Origin of the sequence: Microbacterium sp. Be9, assembly GCF_011754135.1 — a bacterium.
GTDB lineage: Bacteria > Actinomycetota > Actinomycetes > Actinomycetales > Microbacteriaceae > Microbacterium > Microbacterium maritypicum_A.
The window spans coordinates 23064-41237 of record NZ_WNWT01000005.1 but is presented as its reverse complement, the minus strand read 5'-3'; the positions used below and the strand labels follow the sequence as shown (position 1 = coordinate 41237).

At 69.2% G+C, this 18174-nt stretch carries 9 protein-coding genes; 1 reads left to right on the top strand and 8 read right to left on the bottom strand.

Annotated elements, in window-relative coordinates; genetic code table 11:
- Window position 1 precedes the first annotated feature (1 nt).
- From GLO27_RS10740 to GLO27_RS10730, 3 genes are all read right to left on the bottom strand, one after another.
- Window positions 2-6073: an Ig-like domain-containing protein gene (locus GLO27_RS10740; protein WP_167254849.1), complete on the bottom strand. Its 6072-nt coding sequence runs from the start codon at window positions 6071-6073 to the stop codon at window positions 2-4.
- 149 nt (window positions 6074-6222) lie between these two features.
- Window positions 6223-6792 carry a DNA-3-methyladenine glycosylase I gene (locus GLO27_RS10735; protein WP_167254847.1) on the bottom strand — a complete coding sequence of 190 codons (570 nt, stop codon included), beginning with the start codon at window positions 6790-6792 and terminating at the stop codon, window positions 6223-6225.
- Window positions 6793-6826: 34 nt separating this feature from the next.
- Entirely contained in the window at window positions 6827-7870 is a 1044-nt protein-coding gene (locus tag GLO27_RS10730) for an NAD(P)-dependent alcohol dehydrogenase (protein ID WP_167254845.1), read from the bottom strand.
- A gap of 124 nt (window positions 7871-7994) precedes the next feature.
- On the opposite strand from GLO27_RS10730, the gene GLO27_RS10725 reads away from it, so the two are divergent.
- Window positions 7995-8441 carry a hypothetical protein gene (locus GLO27_RS10725; protein WP_021198475.1) on the top strand — a complete coding sequence of 149 codons (447 nt, stop codon included), beginning with the start codon at window positions 7995-7997 and terminating at the stop codon, window positions 8439-8441.
- Window positions 8442-8519: 78 nt separating this feature from the next.
- Here the strand turns inward: GLO27_RS10725 and GLO27_RS10720 are convergent, their stop codons facing one another.
- The 5 genes from GLO27_RS10720 to GLO27_RS10700 form a co-directional block, all read right to left on the bottom strand.
- The gene (locus tag GLO27_RS10720; protein ID WP_021198474.1) at window positions 8520-10586 is read right to left on the bottom strand and encodes an acyl-CoA dehydrogenase; all 2067 of its coding nucleotides are present in this window, start codon (window positions 10584-10586) and stop codon (window positions 8520-8522) included.
- A 120-nt stretch (window positions 10587-10706) separates the two neighbouring features.
- Window positions 10707-11966, bottom strand: coding sequence for an HTTM domain-containing protein (locus GLO27_RS10715; RefSeq protein WP_051670987.1), 1260 nt, complete (start codon window positions 11964-11966; stop codon window positions 10707-10709).
- Window positions 11963-12781 carry a DUF5819 family protein gene (locus tag GLO27_RS10710; RefSeq protein ID WP_021198472.1) on the bottom strand — a complete coding sequence of 273 codons (819 nt, stop codon included), beginning with the start codon at window positions 12779-12781 and terminating at the stop codon, window positions 11963-11965. Before GLO27_RS10710 ends, GLO27_RS10715 begins: the two co-directional genes overlap by 4 nt.
- A 78-nt stretch (window positions 12782-12859) precedes the next feature.
- A complete protein-coding gene (locus GLO27_RS10705) occupies window positions 12860-13150 on the bottom strand; it encodes a hypothetical protein (protein ID WP_167254843.1) in 291 nt (96 codons plus the stop codon).
- 8 nt (window positions 13151-13158) lie between these two features.
- Complete coding sequence (locus GLO27_RS10700; RefSeq protein ID WP_167254841.1) at window positions 13159-18060, bottom strand: choice-of-anchor G family protein; 4902 nt, start codon at window positions 18058-18060, stop codon at window positions 13159-13161.
- Window positions 18061-18174: the final 114 nt, after the last annotated feature.

The window sequence follows — 18174 nt, the reverse complement described above, 5'->3', positions numbered from 1 at the left end:
ATCACTGCCAGACCTTGTGTTCGTATTCCTTGCCGTCCATCACGACCCAGGCCTCGATCGTCCCGCGGCGCATGCCGAGGTAGCAGCCGAGCTGCTGATCGATGTTGCCGTTGCCGTCGGTCGTGACGGTCCGTCCGCCGAATGTGCCGCCGTAGGGAGGCGGCGCGTTGCTGGCGCACTGCACCCACATGCTGGAGTTCGCCGGGAAGCCGCGGCCGGTGAGGTAGAAGTATGCGCACGTGCCGTCGTTGCAGTTGGGCTGTCCGTTCGCGTTTCCGGTCGAGGTGACCCAGGCGCGCGGGTCGGGCTTCGGTCCGGACGTCTGCTCCGCGGATCGGGTGATCTGCTGGCCTGCCTGGTCGGTGACCTCGACGTCGATCGTGTGTCGCTGGCTGTACCCGTCGCCGACCGTACGGCTGCCGCTGGCGGCGACGTTCTGCCAGCCGCCGCCGTCGATGCGGATGCGGACGGTCTTGATGGAGCGGCCGTTCGCGGCGGGCCCCGCGTCCCAGTTGAAGGTGACGCTGGTGGGGTTCTGCGAAGCGCTGACCGCCGGCTGCTTCAGCGGACCGTACGGGTTGCCGACGATCTGTCCGGAGGGATCGCTCGCGTACGTCGACCCGTCGACCGTCGCGACCGCGCGCACCCGCACGTTGTAGTTGGTTCCGTTGGCGAGTCCGGTGACCACGTTGTTGCCCGGCATCGCCGCCCAGCTGCTACCGCCGTTGATCGAGTACTGGTACTGCACCTCGGTCGTCTTCGCGCCGTTGAGGGCGCTCCGCGACCAGGTGAGAGTGAGCGAGCGATCGCCCGGCGTGACGGCCGAGAGAACAGGAGCGTCGGGCTTGTTCACACCGCGGCGCGGTGCCGACATGGGGCTCCAGTCGCCCCAGCCCGCCTTGTTCTGGGCACGGATGCGGTAGGTGTACGGCACCTCTGATGTCGGGACCGAGACCGCTTGCGACCGTATGGACGCCCCCGGGGTGAGTGTGTTGCGGAGCGTTCCGCCCTCCCATACCTGCAGTTCGAAGGAGTCGATCGGATCACCGTTGGGATTCCCCGGCACCCAGCTCACCTGCATCTGCGCCTGGCTGCCCACGGCCTGCAGCTGCGCGACGGTGGGGGCGGCCGCGGGCATCGGAGGACCTGCCGGTACCTCCGACGCCGACCAGCCGCTCCAGCTCGACGGCTCGGGCGCGCGGTTGTGAGCCTGCACGCGCACCTGGTAGATGCCGCCGTTCTCGAGCCCCTCCCAGGTCATCGAGTTCCCGGTGGCCTGCTTCTGCGAGACCCCGGACGGCGGAGCCGGGGAGATCTCCAGTGTGTAGCTCTCGACAGGAGATCCGGGAGTTGTCGGGGTGGCCCAGGAGACCTTGAGCGACTTGTCGCCGAAGGCGAGGGTCGGCGGGTTCGGGGTGTCGGGCCGAGCGTCCGGACGGGCGACCGCCGACGAGCCTGACGGCTTCGACTCGCCGACGCGGTTCGTCGCGGTCACCTGGAAGGTGTATTCGACGTTGTTGGTCAAGCCGTCCAGCGTGCAGGTGGTGGAGCGGCACTCCTTCGAGTACGGGTTGCCGCTGACGGACTTCACCGTGTACTTCGTGATCTCGGCGCCGTTGTTCGCCGGCGCCCCGTAGGAGACGACGACGGTACGGTCCTGCACGCTCGAGACGAGAGGGGTTCCCGGCGCGTCCGGAACACCCTGCACCGTGACGATGATCTGCCCGTTGGCTTCGCGCTCGGCATCCTTCGTCGCGTCCTGGATGCGATAGCGCACGACCATGGTCCCGACGAAGCTGGGGTCGGGCGTGACGACCACCTGATCGCCCTTGACGGCCGCGCCGCCGGAGCCCGACTCCGTGGCGGCCGTCATCAGCTTGAGCGGCGTCTCCGGGAACGGGTTGTAGTCGTTCGCGAGCACGGGCACCGTGATGCTCTTGCCCTGATCCGCTTCCGAGATCGTGTCGGTGTTGGCCGCGGGCAGTGGGCGGGTCGACGCGCCGACGCGCACGGTCACGGTGCCTTCGACCGCCTCGGTCGTTCCGTCGGTGATCTCGAGCTTGAGCGAGGCGACCGTGCCCTTCTCGACATCCGACGACGCTTCCACGAGCAGCTTCGAGCCATCGATCTTGGCGGTGATGCCCTTGCCGGCGCCGCTGACGTACTTGTACCTGTGCGTGCCCTCGTCCTCCGGATCAGGGTCGGTCGTGAGCGCAGCGAGGTCGAGCGTCGACGCCTTCTCCCCCGGGGCGACGATGACCTCTGCCCCCGTGAACACCGGCTGCTGGTTCTCCGGCGGCAGCACGTTGATCGGGATGCTCAGCGTCGCCGTGCGGCCCTCGGGGTCGTCGGGGCCCGTGCCGTCGGTGACCTCGAAGGTGAGCGAGTCCTGTCCGAAGTACCCGTCGGCCGAGGTGTAGACCAGCGTCGTCTCGTCCTTCACGAGGTCGTCGCCGTTCGCATACACGGCGGTGACCTTGGCGTGTTCGGTGATCCGAGCCGTACCGCCGCCGGCGACGGTGACGAATTTCGAGAGCGGGATCTCCTTGGTCTCGCCGCTCATGACCTCGAGCGGCTTCGTCGAGTCGAGGATCGGCCGGAGGTCCGCTTCGGCGGGAACGAAGATGAAGGCCGATGCGGCCAGTTCGTCCTGGTCGGTGATCGTGTAGCGGATGAGCTGCAGGTTCTCCGTCACGGTGACCCGCACCTTGCCGTTCTCGAGCTGCGTGGCGCCTTCACCGAGCGCGAGCTTGAGGCGGTCGGTCGTGCCGTCCGGGTCCTCGTCGTTCTTGAGGATGTCGAGGTCGGCACTCATCGTGCCGTCGGTGAGGTCGGTCGGGCGCACGCGGTCGTCTCGCGCGACGGGCGCCTGCAACGGCACGTCCTCGTCGACCGTGATCTGCAGGGCCGCGGTGGCTTCCGCGCCCCGCGCATCGCGGATCGTGTACTGCAGCGACGTCTCGAGCTCGCGGTTCGGCGCCTGCACCAGCACGCGGTCACCCGAGACGCGGGCCGTGATCCCCGTGTCGGTCGGAACCTCGAGACCGTCCTTGACGAGACTGATCTTGTCGCCCTCGGGGTCGGAGTCGTTGAGCATCACCGGTACCGAGATCTCACGGCCGGGTCGCACGACCACGGCATCCTTCACCGCGAAGGGCCTCTGGTTGACCTGCTCGCCCGGAGCGATGCCCACGCGGATCGTGGCGATGCCCTCCTTGCCGAGGCGGTCGCGCACTCGATAGCGGAACACATCGACACCGGAGGAGTCGTCGAACGCCTCGTAGGTGAAGTAGTTCTGCGCGGTCTCGGTGATGCGGCCCTTCGTGGGGCTGGAGGCGATGTCGATCAGCTCGACCGAGTCGCCGTCGGCGTCGATGCCGTCCAGAGGCACGGCGATGTTCGCGGTGGATCCGGCGAGCACGCGCGCAACGAGATCCTGAGGGCGTGGAGCGGCGTTGGTGTCCGCGTCGACGGGGAGGATCTGAATCGTGACGTAGCCGGCGTCCTTCTGCTGGCGGGAGTCGACGGCCTCATACGTCAGATAGACCGTCTTCGCGACGGGTCCGGCCTTGAAGCGGATCGTGTCCTGCGAGACGAACGCCTCGCCGTCTTCCGGGTCGACGAGGGGCTCGACCAGCTCGGGCACGACGTGCATGACGTCGTCGTTCGGATGCGTGTCGTTGTCGAGCACCGGGATGGTGACGACGTCGCCGGCACGCACGATCGCGGTGTCGTCGTTCACGACCGGCTGGAGGAGCTGGTCGGGCGCGGGGATCGGGATCACCACGACCTCGCCCTCGGCCGACTTGGAACCGTTCGAGATCCGGTACTTGATGCGGGCCTGATCGGTGAGCGATCCCTGGTCGGTGATACGGAGGGTCTCATGGTTGATGACCGACACCGAGACGCCGGAGTCGTCCTCGATCGAGACCGACTGCACGACGAGGATGCCGCCGGCGGGGTCGACATCGTTCGCGAGCACACCGATGAGCACGTCACCACCGGTCGGCAGCAGCGCCACGTCGCGCACGGCGACAGGGGGCAGATCCGTCTCGCTCGCCTCCAGCACGTCAACGCGCACGATCCCCTCGCCGTTCTCGGGACCGGCGGTCGCGAGATACAGCACGTAGTAGGTGCCGGGGGCATCGGCGGTGAATGTGAACGTCTTGTTGGGGCCGTCGGTCACGATGGTCGCGCCGGGGACCTCGTTCACGCGCCCGAGACGCAGCAGCTCTCGGCCCGAGCTGGTGTCGTTGGCGAGCGGCGCCACCGTGACCTGCTCGCCGACGCGGGTGACGACGTGGTCGGCGTTGGTCTTCGGCTTCGTCGAGCCCTCCGGCCGCACGTCGAGGATCACCGTGGCGGTGGCCGTCTCGCCGTATCCGTCGGCGACCGTGACCTGCACCTCCTTGTGCCCCTGCTGGCTCGCCGTGGCCTTGTAGGTGATCTGACCGTCTGTGTTGAAGTCGACCTCGTCTCCGGGAGCGGCGACCACGTCCTTGAGGTAGACGTCGTCGCCCTCCGGGTCGAGCCAGTCCGGGAGGATGTTGTACGAGATCGTGCCGCCGGTCTCGACCGTCAAGGTCGTCCTGCGCTTGGGGACAGGGGCGGTGTTGACGCTCTTGTCGAAGACGGTCAGCGTGACGGCCGCCGTGTCCTTGCCACCGCGGCCGTCATCGGCCTCGTAGGTGAACGTCGTCGAGCCGGACGCGCCCTCCTCGACCGCGATCTGCAGTGATCCGCCGTTCTGCACCTGCTGGATCGTGCCGATCGCGGGCTGGGCCTCGGCGAGCGTGGCGACCAGGACGTCGCCGTCGGGGTCGTTGTCGTTGTCGAGCACCGGGAGCATGGTCGTGACACCGGGGCGCACGCCGAAGGTGTCGTCCTCGGCGATCGGAGGAGTGTTCTCCTCCTTGCGCTCCGGGAGCGTCGTCTCGACGGTCTCCTCGGTCGAGTCGTCCTCGTTCTCGGTCTCGCCTTCCGGCGGGGTGAGGTCGTTCCAGTTGTCGACGCGCTGCAGACTCTCGTTGGCCAGCCAGGCCGCGCCGCCCACGGCGTCGTTGAGGATGATGACGTCGCGGTTGACACGGAACACGAGGCTCTTCGCGTCTTCGGCGCCCTCGACCTGGGCGTTGACGTCGTTGGTCGTGCCCGGGCACTCGCGGATGAAGGTCGCCGTGCCGGCCCACGCGCCGTAGGTGCATCCGCGCAGCCAGACGGGAGCGGCCGCGGTGCCGTCGCCCCCCGCGTCGACCTCGGTCGGCTCGCTGCCGTCGAGGGGGACGCTGACGAGGGCGTTCGCAGTCGAGATCGCCACCGCGTCGGTGTTCTCGGACGACTGCTGCAGGACCGCCTTGTCGGCACCGCGGATCTCGGTGCGCATGCCACCGGGCGAGGTCACGACCCCGGCGGCGCGATCGAGCACGACCGGTGTGCGTCCAACGGCTGTGATGGTCGGCTTCGCGGCCGCATCGAGCTCGCCGACCGAGGCTGCGGAGGCGTCGAGCGCCTCCCCCTCATTGTCCACAGGGACGGTGACGACCTCGCCGCGCTCCGGCGCGAGTCCGAAGACGGTGCCGTCCTTGGCCACCGCGACGTCGGCACCGGCTCCCAGCTCCGCCACCGGCTCGTTGACCTCGGCCTCGAAGGAGGAGACACCCTGCGCCGGAACGACCCAGAGCTCGCCGGTCTTCTGGTCGAGGATCGCGGCCGTGCGGTTGCCCAGCGCGACCTTCGAGGAGGAGGGGACCTTCGCGGAGTCGTTGAGCGAGACGCGTGCCGGATCGACGGCGGTCAGGGTCGAGGCGTTCTCATCGACGACGAGGATGTTGCTCGTGTCCTGCAGGATGTCGTAGTTCTCACCCGTGGTGCGCAGGCCACCGTCGAGGACGGTCGACTCGTTGTTGAAGTGCCCGACGAGCAGGCTCGAGGTCTTGGTGATCCAGACGCCGCCGTCGTTCAGATCGACCTTGGTGGTCGGGAATCCCTCATAGGTGAAAGCCATCGTGGTGATGGCGATGACGCCGACGGTGACGCCGGCGGCCGACGCCAGCGTCTTCGGTCGTGCGCGCATCCATGACAACGCCTTCATTCCCGGTTCCCCCCCCAGGGTGACACTCTTCGATTGCTCCTGTGCAGTCCCGACGGGCCCACCGAGCACCCGTTCATCCTAACTGCGTCCTGGAATACTGCTCGATGGGGATATTTGCCCATCGCCGAGGGTCAGGCTCGCCAGCACCCCGAGATGTGGTCGTCGACCATCCCGCCCGACTGCATCAGCGCGTACATCGTGGTCGGCCCGACGAAGCGGAATCCGCGACGGCGCAGCTCTGTGCTCAGCGCGGTCGATTCCGGCGTGACCGCCGGGACGTCGGCGAAGGATGCCGGGCGATCACCCGCGGCCGTCGGAGCGAACGACCACATGAGCGCGTCGAACTCGCCCTCGGCCATGCCCCGGACGATGCGGGCGTTGCCGATGGTCGCCTCGATCTTCGCGCGGTTGCGGACGATGCCGGCATCGCCCATCAGACGCTCGACGTCGGACTCGTCGAACTCCGCGACGATCCCGGGCTCGAATCCTGCGAACACCTCGCGGAACCGCGGTCGCTTGCGCAGGATCGTGATCCACGAGAGCCCCGCCTGGAAGCCCTCGAGCGCCATCTTCTCGAACAGCGCACGATCGCCGTGCAGGGGCGTGCCCCACTCCTCGTCGTGATAGCGGCGGTACTCGTCGTCGTCGCCCACCCAGGCGCAGCGGTCGCGGGCGTCGGGGCCCGTGAGAAGAGAGGTCATCCGCTCAGGCTAGCCGCGGTGACCGACACCGCCTTCAACCGAACGTGGCCGCGTCGATCACGAACCGGTACCGCACGTCCGACGCCAGCACGCGCTCATAGGCCGCGTTGATGTCGGAGGCGGGGATGGTCTCGATCTCGGCGGCGATGCCGTGCTCTGCACAGAAGTCGAGCATCTCCTGAGTCTCGCGGATGCCGCCGATGTTGCTGCCGGCGAGCGAGCGGCGTCCGCCGATCAGCGACATCACGCCGACCTCGAGGGGCTCGCCGGGAGCACCGACGCACACCATGGCTCCGCCGACGTCGAGCAGGCTCAGGTACGAGCGCAGATCGATCACGGCACTCACCGTGTTGAGGATCACGTCGAACGACGACCGCAGGTCGCGGAAGGTCTCGCGGTCGCTCGTGGCGCGATAGTGGTCGGCGCCGAGACGCAGACCGTCGTCCTTCTTGCTCAGGGTCTGCGAGAGCACGGTCACCTCGGCGCCGAGCGCGTGCGCGATCTGCACGCCCATGTGCCCGAGTCCGCCGAGACCGACGACCGCGACACGAGTGCCGGGTCCGACGTTCCAGTGCCGCAGCGGCGAGTAGGTCGTGATGCCGGCGCACAGCAGGGGTGCAGCGACATCCAGCGCCAGAGCATCGGGGATGCGCAGGACGAAGGCCTCGGTCACGACGACCTGCTCGGAGTACCCGCCCTGAGTGACGGTGCCGTCACGGTCGGTGCTGCCATAGGTGAGCACGGCCCCCTGTGTGCAGAACTGCTCCTCGTCGCGCAGGCAGTTGCGGCACTCGCCGCACGAGTTCACCAGGCATCCGACGCCGACGCGGTCGCCCACTGCGTGCCGGGTGACGTCCGCGCCGACTGCCGCCACCGTGCCGGTGATCTCATGCCCGGGAGCGAGCGGATACTGCTGCGGACCCCAGTCGCCGCGCACGGTGTGGATATCGGAGTGGCAGATCCCGGCGAAGGCGACGTCGATCAGCACGTCGAGTGGGCCGAGCTCGCGCCGTTCGATCACGGTCTTCTCGAGCGGGGCCGCTTCACGGGGTGCGGCATAGGCGTTCACGGCAGACATCTCGGACTCCTCGGATCGGGTACCTGCCGAGACTACCCAGCCCCGAATGGGAATCGGCCATCCGCGCGGATCGGCGATTGTCAAGGCCGGGGGCGCTCCGCTCGGCCGCGTCTAGGCTCGCGCCATGACCACCACCGACGACAGGATCTCCGAGTACCTCACCCGCTACGCGGACAGCCTCACCGCGTTCGATGCCGAGACCGCGGCGGGGCTGTGGTCGACGCCGGGGACGATCGTGAACGACCGCTCCTCTGGTGTGCTGGAATCCCGCGACGCCATGATCGACGGTCTGCGGCAGTCCTATCCGATCTACCAGCGACTGGGGCTGGCCTCCGTCGGATTCGAGCTGCGCGAGCGCCGCGATCTCTCCGACCGTCTCGTGCTCGTCCGGGTGCGGTGGCTGTTCTTCGATGCCGGCGGCGCGCAGCTGACCGACACCGACAGCTACTACCTCCTGCGCGACGAAGACGCGGTGGGGCTGCAGGCATGCGTGTGCGTCGAGACCGATGCCGCCGAGAAGCTCCAGGCGCTGGCCGCCGCGCGCGGCGTGGACCTCACCGCGGCGCCCTGAGAACGACACCCGACACAGGAATCCCGCCTCGATCGTGAAGACGGGGCGGGATTCCTGGACCATGAACCGCGGGCGGGGTCAGCGCTGCTTCTTCTTCAGCGCCTTCTCCTGGATCGGCGCCCGGCCGGTCGCCGCGAGGTCGGCGTAGTACGCACGGGCCTCATCCTGACGCTGCTTCTCCAGACCGCTCGCGATGGGGGCACGCACGTGCTCGGGCTCGTAGCCGAACGCGTTCACGAGGTCGAGCGCATACGGGCGCAGGCGGGTGCACAGGCGGTCGATGTAGCTCGACACGGCCGCGGCGCGCTGCGTCGACAGCCGTCCGTTGATGAGGTGCCAGGCGAGATGCTTCTCGATGAGCTGCAGACCGAACAGGTCACGCAGCCAGGTGAGCACCTTCTTCGTGTCCTCGTCGTCGATCTGGCGCACGGCGTCGGTGAACGCCTCCCACTGCAGCAGTTCGCCGTGCGCGCGGGCCGCCTCGATGAGCTCTGCCTGGTTCTCGTTGAACAGGCGGGCACCGAGTGCCTTGTCCTTCGCGCCGGGGCGCAGACGCGAGGCGATGTCGGCCACCATCTGCTGCACACGGCCCGCGAGCAGGTCGTGCTGCTGCTCCTCGCGCAGGCCCCGTTCGACCGAGCGGCTCACCTGTCCGAAGTCGGAGACGGCCTGACCGAGCTGACGCAGGCCGGCGCCGTGGAACAGCTTGCCCGCCGTCATCCCGACAGCGAACTTCGCGAGCGCCGCCGCATCCTTGCCCTGGAACTGCTTGGCGTAGTCAGTGAGCAGACGCTTGCCGACGAGCTGCAGCAGCACGTTGTTGTCGCCCTCGAACGTCACGTAGATGTCGAGGTCGGCGCGCAGACCCACCAGACGGTTCTCGAACATGAAACCGGCGCCGCCGGTGGCCTCGCGGGCCTCCTGCAGCGTGTCGAGCGCGTGCCAGGTCGACAGCGGCTTGAGAGCCGCAGCCAGCGTCTCGAGGTCTTCGCGGTCGGCCGGGGTGTCGGTGCGACCGGAGAAGACGCCGTCGAACTTCTGCAGGAACTCGTCGTGCGCGAAGATCTGCGCGTACGTCGTCGCCAGGCGCGGGAGCAGACGGCGCTGGTGCTTGCCGTAGTCCATGAGCACGACCTCCTGCCCGTCCGCGCCGTCGAACTGGCGGCGCTGGGTGGCATAGGTGATCGCGATGTGCAGGCCGAGCGCCGACGCCCAGGACGCCGCGCCGTCGAGCGACACGCGCCCCTGCACGAGGGTGCCGAGCATGGTGAAGAAGCGGCGGCCGGGGCTGTCGATCGCGCTGGAGTACGTGCCGTCGGCCGCGACATCGCCGTAGCGGTTGAGGAGGTTGGTGCGCGGGATGCGCACGTGGTCGAACGAGAGGCGCCCGTTGTCGATGCCGTTGAGTCCGCCCTTGAGGCCGTCGTCCTCGCGGCCGATGCCGGGAAGATCGACGCCGTCGTCGCCGCGCAGCGGCACGTAGAAGCAGTGCACGCCGTGGTTCACGCCGTTCGTGATCAGCTGCGCGAACACGGTCGCCGCGACCCCGTGCAGGGCCGCGTTCCCGAGGTACTCCTTCGTCGCCCCGCGGAACGGGGTGTTGATGACGAACTCCTCCGTCTCGGGGTCGTAGGTCGCGGTCGTTCCGACCGCCGCGACGTCGGAGCCGTGACCGATCTCGGTCATCGCGAAGGCGCCGGGGATGGAGAGGTCCATCACCCCGGGGAGCCACTTCGCGTGGTGCGACTCGGTGCCGAGCTGCAGGATCGCCGAGCCGAAGAGCCCCCACTGCACGCCCGACTTGATCTGCAGGCTGGGGTCGGCCACCACGAGCTCCTCGAAGCCGGCGATGTTGGCGCCGTTGTTCTCCTCGCCGCCGAGCGACTTGGGGAACGCGCGGTGCACGGCCTTGTTCTCGACCAGCAGGTGCAGTTGGCTGAGCACGCGCTCGCGGTGTTCGTCCTTGCCGAGCTCATCCTTGCGCCAGAACGCCGAGTCCTTGATCATCTCGCGGGCCTGGCGGCGCACGTCACCCCACGTGCCCATCAGGGCGTCGTTGACGCGGGCGACATCCAGGCGCAGGTGCGCATCCGCGGTGTCGGTGGAGGGGCGAGTCGTCTTCGGACGGACGGCGGCGTCGACCATGAGCGTTCCTCTCAGAGGGAAGTGGGAATACTGCCATGGTAGGTCTGCCACAACCACGGGCGAAGTGCTCTGTCCACTTCCTCCAACACCCGGCGGGCACATCTCCCCGCCGCGTTGTCGTCAGACCACAGTCCGCGCCTGTGCCTCCGCGTCGGGGCTCACCGTTCGCGGCGTCGTCGGCTGCCGCTCGACCCCGGCCTCCCGCCAGCGCCGCCTCGTCCCCGCACTCAACCGCCCCCAGGTCCGGTCACGGATGAAGATCGCATCGATCGCGATCATCGTGAGCGAGAACCACGGCAGTCCCATGAGCACCGCGATGCCGATGTGGAAGGAGAGGATGCCGAGCAAGCCGATCAGCCGCGTCGGACGCGTCAACAGCATGAGGGGGAAGGCGACCTGCAGGATGATCGACCCCCAGCTCGCGATCGTGACCATCGGCCCCCAGGCGGTGACGAGGTCGCTGAGCACCGGCCAGGTACCGAACCGTGCCGTCTGCAGCGGGTTGTAGATCGCGTACCCCTCTTCCCACGGGGCACCCCCCGCCTTGTACAGCGCCCCCGAGGCGTACACGAAGCACACCTGCGCGGTGAGGGCGACGAGGGCGAGGTTGTGGAACATGGTTCCCAGCAGCGCCGGCTGGCTGTTCGGGGCGAACCACTCCCCCGACTTCGCCCGACGCCTCGCGTCCAGCGACCACCGGGCCGCGGGGTCGGCGAAGAACAGCAGCAGCAGGGCGATGCGGAACATGTTGTCGCCCTGATCGCCGACCATGTCGTTGGCCTCGATGAAGCCCACCCAGAGGCAGAAGAAGATCGGGAGCACGATCCGGAACCGCCACCCCAGGACGAACAGCACCGCGAGCGCTCCGAGGAGGAGGTAGAGCGCCGTGTACAGCACGTCGTTGCCCATCGCGGCATGGAAGGCGCTGAACACCCAGATCTTCGGGAACTCGCTCACCGGCTCGGCGAGCTCGCCGTTCCAGGCCGATCCGGATCCGAACGTGTAGAGGCGGGTGCTGAAGTTCGAGGCCAGCAGGCCGATGGCGGTGACGCCGAAGAGGATGCGTGTGACCGCGAGCCCGTAGAGTGCCTTCTTGCCGTTGAAGAGCCAGTCGCCGACGAAAGCAGAGATGCGGTCGATCGCCGAGAGCACCATCGCCCAGAGCCCGCCGATCATCGACGAGGCGAACGTCAGCAGCCGAGTGAGGAACGACCGCGGGGGCACAGTGCTCGCAGGAGCGGGCGCGGGTTCACGAGGAGGAGCGGGAGGCGTGGACACCGGCGCCGGCGCGGTCGTCGTGCTCCGGGGCAGGGCTTCCTTCTTCGTCACGTCCTGCTTCGCGCCGGGCTTCCGCGGCGCGGTCCTCGTCGGCGCGCTCACGGCTGGATCCTCTCGAACTGGGCGCGGAAGGTGTCCGCGAAGTTCTCACGGCTCTGCCCTTCCTCTTCTATGGGAAGTCTCCATCCGGTGGTCGAGAACGTCGGATCGGGCCGCTGTGCGCTCGGATCGTTGCGATCCTCGTACGGGACCACGTTCTGACGACTCACGCGGTACTGCACTTTGACCACGGCATCCGCACCCCAGATCGCATAGGCCACCTGGGTCGCGTACGCGGTGGAGAGGTGCTCTTCGGCCATGTACGCCTCCGTCGACGGGTTGTCGCCCTCGAGCTTCTCGAACGAGCGCACCATCCACTCCTCCCCGTCGTCCTTCGCGAAGTCAAGACCGACCACGGCCTGCTGATCGGCGTTCAGCTTGTTGTAGGCGTTCATCTGTCCACTCGCCACCTCGCTGGACTGGATACCGGCGCGGGGCGGGAAGAGGTTGTAGCGGATCATCGACAGCTCGACGTCGGTGGCGCTGACCCAGCCGGTCTCGACCTGCTCGCCGTCCTTCTCGATGACGGCACGGACGTTGAAGTGGTAGTCGCCGTTGATCGGCTCCGGCGCGAAGACGCTCCAGGACTGTCCGAACATCGGCAGCATGTACCCGGCCAGCACCTCCTGTGTGGGGATCTCCCGCAGGGCGGAGTATGGCGCGATCCACAGGAAGGACGCCCCGATATGCCACAACGTCAGGAGGCAGGCGGCGAAGGCGATGAGCTTCACCCACCAGGTCGGACGCGGACGCACCACGGCCGTGTCACCCGACGCGGACACGTCGGTCTCCGGTGAGGACTCGAGTTTCGTGCTCATTCACTTCCCTCCGTACCGCCGAGGGTCGGGACCGCCGTGGGGAAACGGTCCCGACCACTCAGCGTTCCTGCATCGCGATCACTCCGTCTGCACCTGGGGCCGTCGGGATCTCGCGAGTCTCATCGCCCCCAGGCCGAGCATGAGGAGCAGTGCGGCCAGAGCGATCCATCCGCCCTGGACCTGTCCGCCTGTCGTGGCCAGACCCGACGCCACCACCTGGAACGAGGCCGATACGCTGCCGGACGTCGCTCCGGTCAGCGTCACGGTGTGGGTTCCGAGATCGGTGTCGGTGGGAACGGTCCAGGTGAAGGTGACCGTGCCCTGCGCGTTCGCGACCTGGGTTCCCAGCGCCACGGGGGCGGAGGTCATGACACCCGTCACCGTCTCGCCGGGCCTGAAGCCCGTGCCGACCGCGGTCTGTTGCTTGCCACGCTCCAGCACCGGGGACTTGAGCGCGATGGCGATGTTCCCGGTCGGGTCGGCCGCCGCGTCCGCCGAGGCGCTGGCGGTGGCATCGGCGGAGGCCGCAGCCGTGGCTTCGGCCGAGGCGTCAGCTGCAGCCGATGCCGATGCCGTGGCCGACGACGAGGCGTTCGCCGCCGCTGCCGCCGAGGCGTTCGGATCCGCATCGGCCGAAGCCGAGGCATCCGCCGCACTGGTGGAGGTCGCGTCGTTCTGCGCTGCCGCCTGAGCCGCTGCCGCCGCAGAGGCATTCGCCGCTGTGGTGGCCGTGGTCGAGGCATCCGTGGAGGCATCGGTGGTCGCCGCCGCCTGGGCCGCGGCGTTGGCCGACACGTCCGCCGCAGCGGATGCCTGGCTGGTCGCGTCTGCGAGTGCCGCAGCCACTGCCGCTGCTTCCGCCGAGGCGTTGCTGTCGTCGTCGGCCTGCGCAGAGGCCGACGCCGACGCGGAGGCGTTGGTGTTGATCTCCGCCGATGCGTCCGCCGAGGCGACCGCATCCGAAGACGCATCGGTCGATGCGTTCGCGATGGCTGCCGCGCTCGCGTTCGACGCCGCGCTCGTACTCGCATCCGACGTGGCCGATGTGTCGGCCGCGGTGTTCGTCGTGGCGTCGGCCAGCGCTGCCGCCTGGGCGGCGATCGCCGCGCCGGCGTTCGCCTCCGAGGTGGCATCCGCCGTCGCCGCCGTGGACGAGGTCGCGGTCGCCGCTGCCTCCGATGCCGCTTCCGCCGCCGGGTCGGCCGCAGCCGATCCCTCCGCCGTGGCGTCGGCGAAGGCCGCGGCCTGCGCGGACGCTTCGGCGACCGCGGCGGTGGTGGCGTCGGCGTTCGCCGAAGCGGATGCCGAGGCTGTCGCGTTCGTGTTCGCCGAAGCCTCAGACGATGCGTCCGTGGACGAATCCGTGGTCGCTGCCGATTCCGACGAGGCCGAGGAGTTCGACTCCGCCGCCGTCGATGCCGCGGCGTTCGCGTCGTCCGACGCGTCCGCTTGCGCGGCCGCCTGCGCCGCGACGGCGCCGAGGCGTTGGCCGCGGAGGTCACATCCGTGGTCGCGGTGGTCGAGGCATCGGTCGTCGCCGCGGCCTGAGCCGCCGACGTGGCATCAGCCGTCGCTGCCGCCGAGGCGGCGGAGGTGGCATCCGCGAGGGCAGCGGCTTCCGCAGCTGCCTGAGCCGACGGGTCGCCGTCTGCCGTCGCGTCAGCCGAGGCGGACGCCGAGGCTGCCGCGTTCGTGTTGACGTCGCCCGGATCGCCCGCAGTCACCTCGGTGGTGTCCGATCCGGTGACCGCACCCGCGGTCGCCGTGAGCGTGTAGCCCGTTCCCGGCGTGGTGCCGGCCGGAACCGGATAACTCGCCGTGAAGGCACCGGAGGCATCCGTGGTCGCGGTCACCGGACCGCCGACGTCGGCGCCGCCGCCCGGAGCCGTCAGCTGCAACGACACCGAGGAGCTCACCGGCCACCCGGAACCGGTGACGGCCAGGTTCGTGCCCGCGGGGACCTGCGCCGCCGCATCCACCACGACCGGAGCCGCTGTGACCTCTGTCGTGTCGGTCGCCGTCTGCGCGCCCACCGAAGCCGCGACCGTGTAGCCGGTCCCTGCGGGTGTGCCGGCCGGAACCGGGTAGTCGAGTGCGAAGCCGCCGAGAGCACCGGTCGTGGCGGTTCGAGGCGTGCCGATGGCCGCACCGCCGGGAGCGGTCAGCTGCACCGACACCTCGGTGTCGGCCGGCCAGTTCGTCCCGGTGACAGGCAGATCGCTGCCGGCCTGCACGGTCGCCGCCGCGTCGATCGCGGCCGCCGCCGTCACCTCGGTGGTGTCGGTCGCGGTCTGGGTGCCGACGGTCGCCGTCACGGTGTAGCCCGTGCCGGGAGTCGCGGAGGCCGGCACCGGGTAGTCGAGCGTGAAGCCGCCCGTGCCGTCGGTGGTGATCGTCTCCGGACCGCCGACGTTCGCACCACCGCCGGGAGCGGTCAGCTGCACCGACACCTCCGTGTTCGCCGGCCAGTTCGTCCCCGTGACCGGAAGCAACGTGCCTGCCTGCACCGTCGCCGCCGCGTCGATCGCCGCCGCGGCCGTCACCTCGGTCGTGTCGGTCGCGGTCTGGGTGCCGACGGTCGCCGTCACGGTGTAGCCCGCTCCGGGAGTCGCAGAGGCCGGCACCGGATAGTCCAGCGTGAAGCCGCCGGACGCATCCGTCGTCACCGTCTCCGGACCGCCGACGTTCCCGCCGCCGGGAGCCGTCAACTGCACCGACACCTGCGTGTTCGCCGGCCAGTTCGCTCCGGTGACCGGAAGCGACGTCCCTGCCTGCACGGTCGCCGCCGCGTCGACGGTCGCCGCCGCCGTCACCTCGGTCGTGTCGATCGCGGTGACCGCTCCTGCCGTCCCGGTCACGGTGTACGCCGCGCCCGGCGCCGCAGACGCGGGAACCGGGTAGTCGAGCGTGATCTCGCCGGATGCGTTGGAGGTCGCCGTGACCGGCCCCCCGACGTTCGCGCCCCCGCCGGGAGCCGTCAGCTGCACCGACACCTGCGTGTTCGCGGGCCAGTTCGTGCCGGTGATGGGAAGGCTCGTGCCCGCCTGGACGGTCGCGGCTGCGTCGATCGACGCGACCGGCGCAGCCGTCACCTCGGTGGTGTCGGTCGCCGTCTGGGCGCCGACCGATGCCGTGACCTCGTATCCGGTCGCCGCCGGCGTTCCCGCCGGGACGGGATAGGCCAGCGTGAACGTGCCGGAGCCGTCGGTGGTCACGAGTTCGGGACCACCGATGTTCGCACCGCCGCCGGGAGCCCGCAGCTGCACCGACACCTGGGTGTTCGCGGGCCAGTTGGTTCCCGAGACACCGAGATTCGTGCCCGCCTGCACCGCGGGTGCCGCGTCGATGGCTGCCGCAGCGGTGACCTCGGTGGTGTCCGTCGCCGTGCTGGTGCCGTCGGTCGCCGTCACGATGTAGCCGGTGCCCGGCGGCGTCGCCACCGGAATCCCGTACGCGAAGGTGAAGGCGCCGTTGGCATCGGTCGTGACCGGCAACGGGTCGTTGACGATGCCGCCGCCGGCGGTGGTCACCTGGATGGTGACCTGCGTGTTCGCAGGCCATCCCGAGCCCGTCACAGGGAGGTCGGTTCCCGCCTGGACCGTGGCGGCCGCGTCGATCGCGGGGACGGCCGCCGCCGCGGCCTTCACCGTCGACGATCCGAGGTCGAGCGAGACTCCGCCACCGACGGCGGGGAGCAGATTCACGCCGAGCGCGCGCACGGTGAAGCTCCCTCCGGGGATGTCTCCTGTCGCCGGCTGCTCGTTGATGGTGATGGTCGCGACCTGCGACAGCACGCCCTGCAGAACGGGATCGAGCGTCGAGAGCACCGGTCCGGTGATCGCGGCGAGCGCGGGCTGCACGAGCGGGATCACGCTGTTCAGCGCGGTGTTCACGAGCGGACCCGTCGTGGTGGCGACCGCATTCGTGACGGCAGCGACCACCGGGTTCAAGAGGACGCCGATGTTGAGACCGGCGAGGCTGATGTCGGTCGCGACCACGGGAACCGGCGTCGCGGTGCCGGCGAACTGCGCCAGCGAGCCCTTGACCGTCACATCCCCCGACACCAGTGGCGTTCCGGTGAGCGGCACCGTGAGATCGACCCCGACGGTCAGCGTCACCTGGAGCGCGTCCAACGTCGACTTCAGGATGGTGGAGACCTTGCCGTTCAAGCTGTTCGGGTGGGTGCCGGTGAGGGCGGAGGTGATGCCCTGCTGGATCGCGGAGATCGTCGTGGCCGACAGCACCGGGGTGTTCGCCGGCAGGGAGTTGAGGTCGGCCCCCGCCCCGGTCTCGACGAGGATCTTGGCGAGATCGACGGACACCGTCCCGGTGTTCAGATCGACCAGCACCGAGCCCGTGGTGTTCTCCACCGGCGTCTGCAGCACCTGCGTGGTCACGGTCTGTCCGACCGTGTCGAGTCCGGCGATCGCGACCGTTCCTCCGGTCGCGGTGAACGCCGCGACGAGCGGCACGTCGGGAATCGCATTGATCGTGTTGACGATGGTCGTGGTGAGTGCGGTCAGCGCTCCGCCGGGGCCGGCGAGATCGCTCACGGGGGTGACGGTGCCCTGGATCGCGGAGGCGAGTGTGCCCGAGAGACCGGCGACCAGGTTGCTGTGCAGATCGAGGTTCAGGTCGGCGATGCGGTACTGGGAGGTGACCGTTCCGGCGTTGGATTCGGCACGCGATGCGAGTGCGCCGATGCCGACCGACGCCTGGTCGAGAACCGCGTCGGTGAGTCCGGCGACGGCGAGTTGGTCGAACAGATCGGTGAGTTCGAGGGTGCCGGGGTTCACGCTGCCGTCGATGGCACCGGTGTCGATGGCGCCACCCGAGGTGATGGTCCCGGATGAGGCGATCGACTGCGTCTGGGTCGGCGACGAGCTGAAGCTCTGCGCTGCGCCCAGATCGCCGAGTCGCAGCAGACCGGGCGTCCCGGGGGTGCCGTCGGTCAGGAGCGGCACGTTCAGCGTGCCCACGTCGATGTTCAGCGCCTCCAGCAGCCCGACGTCCAGCCCGCCGAGCTCAGAGCCGGGGGCCGCCGGGTTGCTCGTCAGCGTGTGTCCGAGCGCCGCGATGTCGAGGCCGCCGAGCAGGGCGGCGGGCAGCTGGATGATCTGCCCCTGCGCGACAGACGGATCATTCGGATTCGCCGCGTCCAGCGCATTCGCCGCCGTCGGCACCAGTGCACTCGCGAGGATCACCGCGCCGACGGTGACGCCGGCGATGCCTCCTCCTACCGCTCTGCGTCGCCGCAGAGTCCTCTCCTGCAATTCCATTCGCTACTCCCGTGTGATGCGATCTTCCGCGTCACATGGCCCCCCCACGGGTCGACTTCTGTCGGCCGAGCGATGTTGCGCTCATTCTTACGGGATCCCGAATGAGAAGTCCAG

What these genes read in the sequence shown, in the direction of transcription:
- GLO27_RS10740 (WP_167254849.1), bottom strand. Translation starts at nt 6,073, where the DNA reads ATGCGCGCACGACCGAAGACGCTGGCGTCGGCCGCCGGCGTCACCGTC.
- GLO27_RS10735 (WP_167254847.1), bottom strand. Translation starts at nt 6,792, where the DNA reads ATGACCTCTCTTCTCACGGGCCCCGACGCCCGCGACCGCTGCGCCTGG.
- GLO27_RS10730 (WP_167254845.1), bottom strand. Translation starts at nt 7,870, where the DNA reads ATGTCTGCCGTGAACGCCTATGCCGCACCCCGTGAAGCGGCCCCGCTC.
- GLO27_RS10725 (WP_021198475.1), top strand. Translation starts at nt 7,995, where the DNA reads ATGACCACCACCGACGACAGGATCTCCGAGTACCTCACCCGCTACGCG.
- GLO27_RS10720 (WP_021198474.1), bottom strand. Translation starts at nt 10,586, where the DNA reads ATGGTCGACGCCGCCGTCCGTCCGAAGACGACTCGCCCCTCCACCGAC.
- GLO27_RS10710 (WP_021198472.1), bottom strand. Translation starts at nt 12,781, where the DNA reads ATGAGCACGAAACTCGAGTCCTCACCGGAGACCGACGTGTCCGCGTCG.
- GLO27_RS10705 (WP_167254843.1), bottom strand. Translation starts at nt 13,150, where the DNA reads ATGACCTCCGCCCCCGTGGCGCTGGGAACCCAGGTCGCGAACGCGCAG.
- GLO27_RS10700 (WP_167254841.1), bottom strand. Translation starts at nt 18,060, where the DNA reads ATGGAATTGCAGGAGAGGACTCTGCGGCGACGCAGAGCGGTAGGAGGA.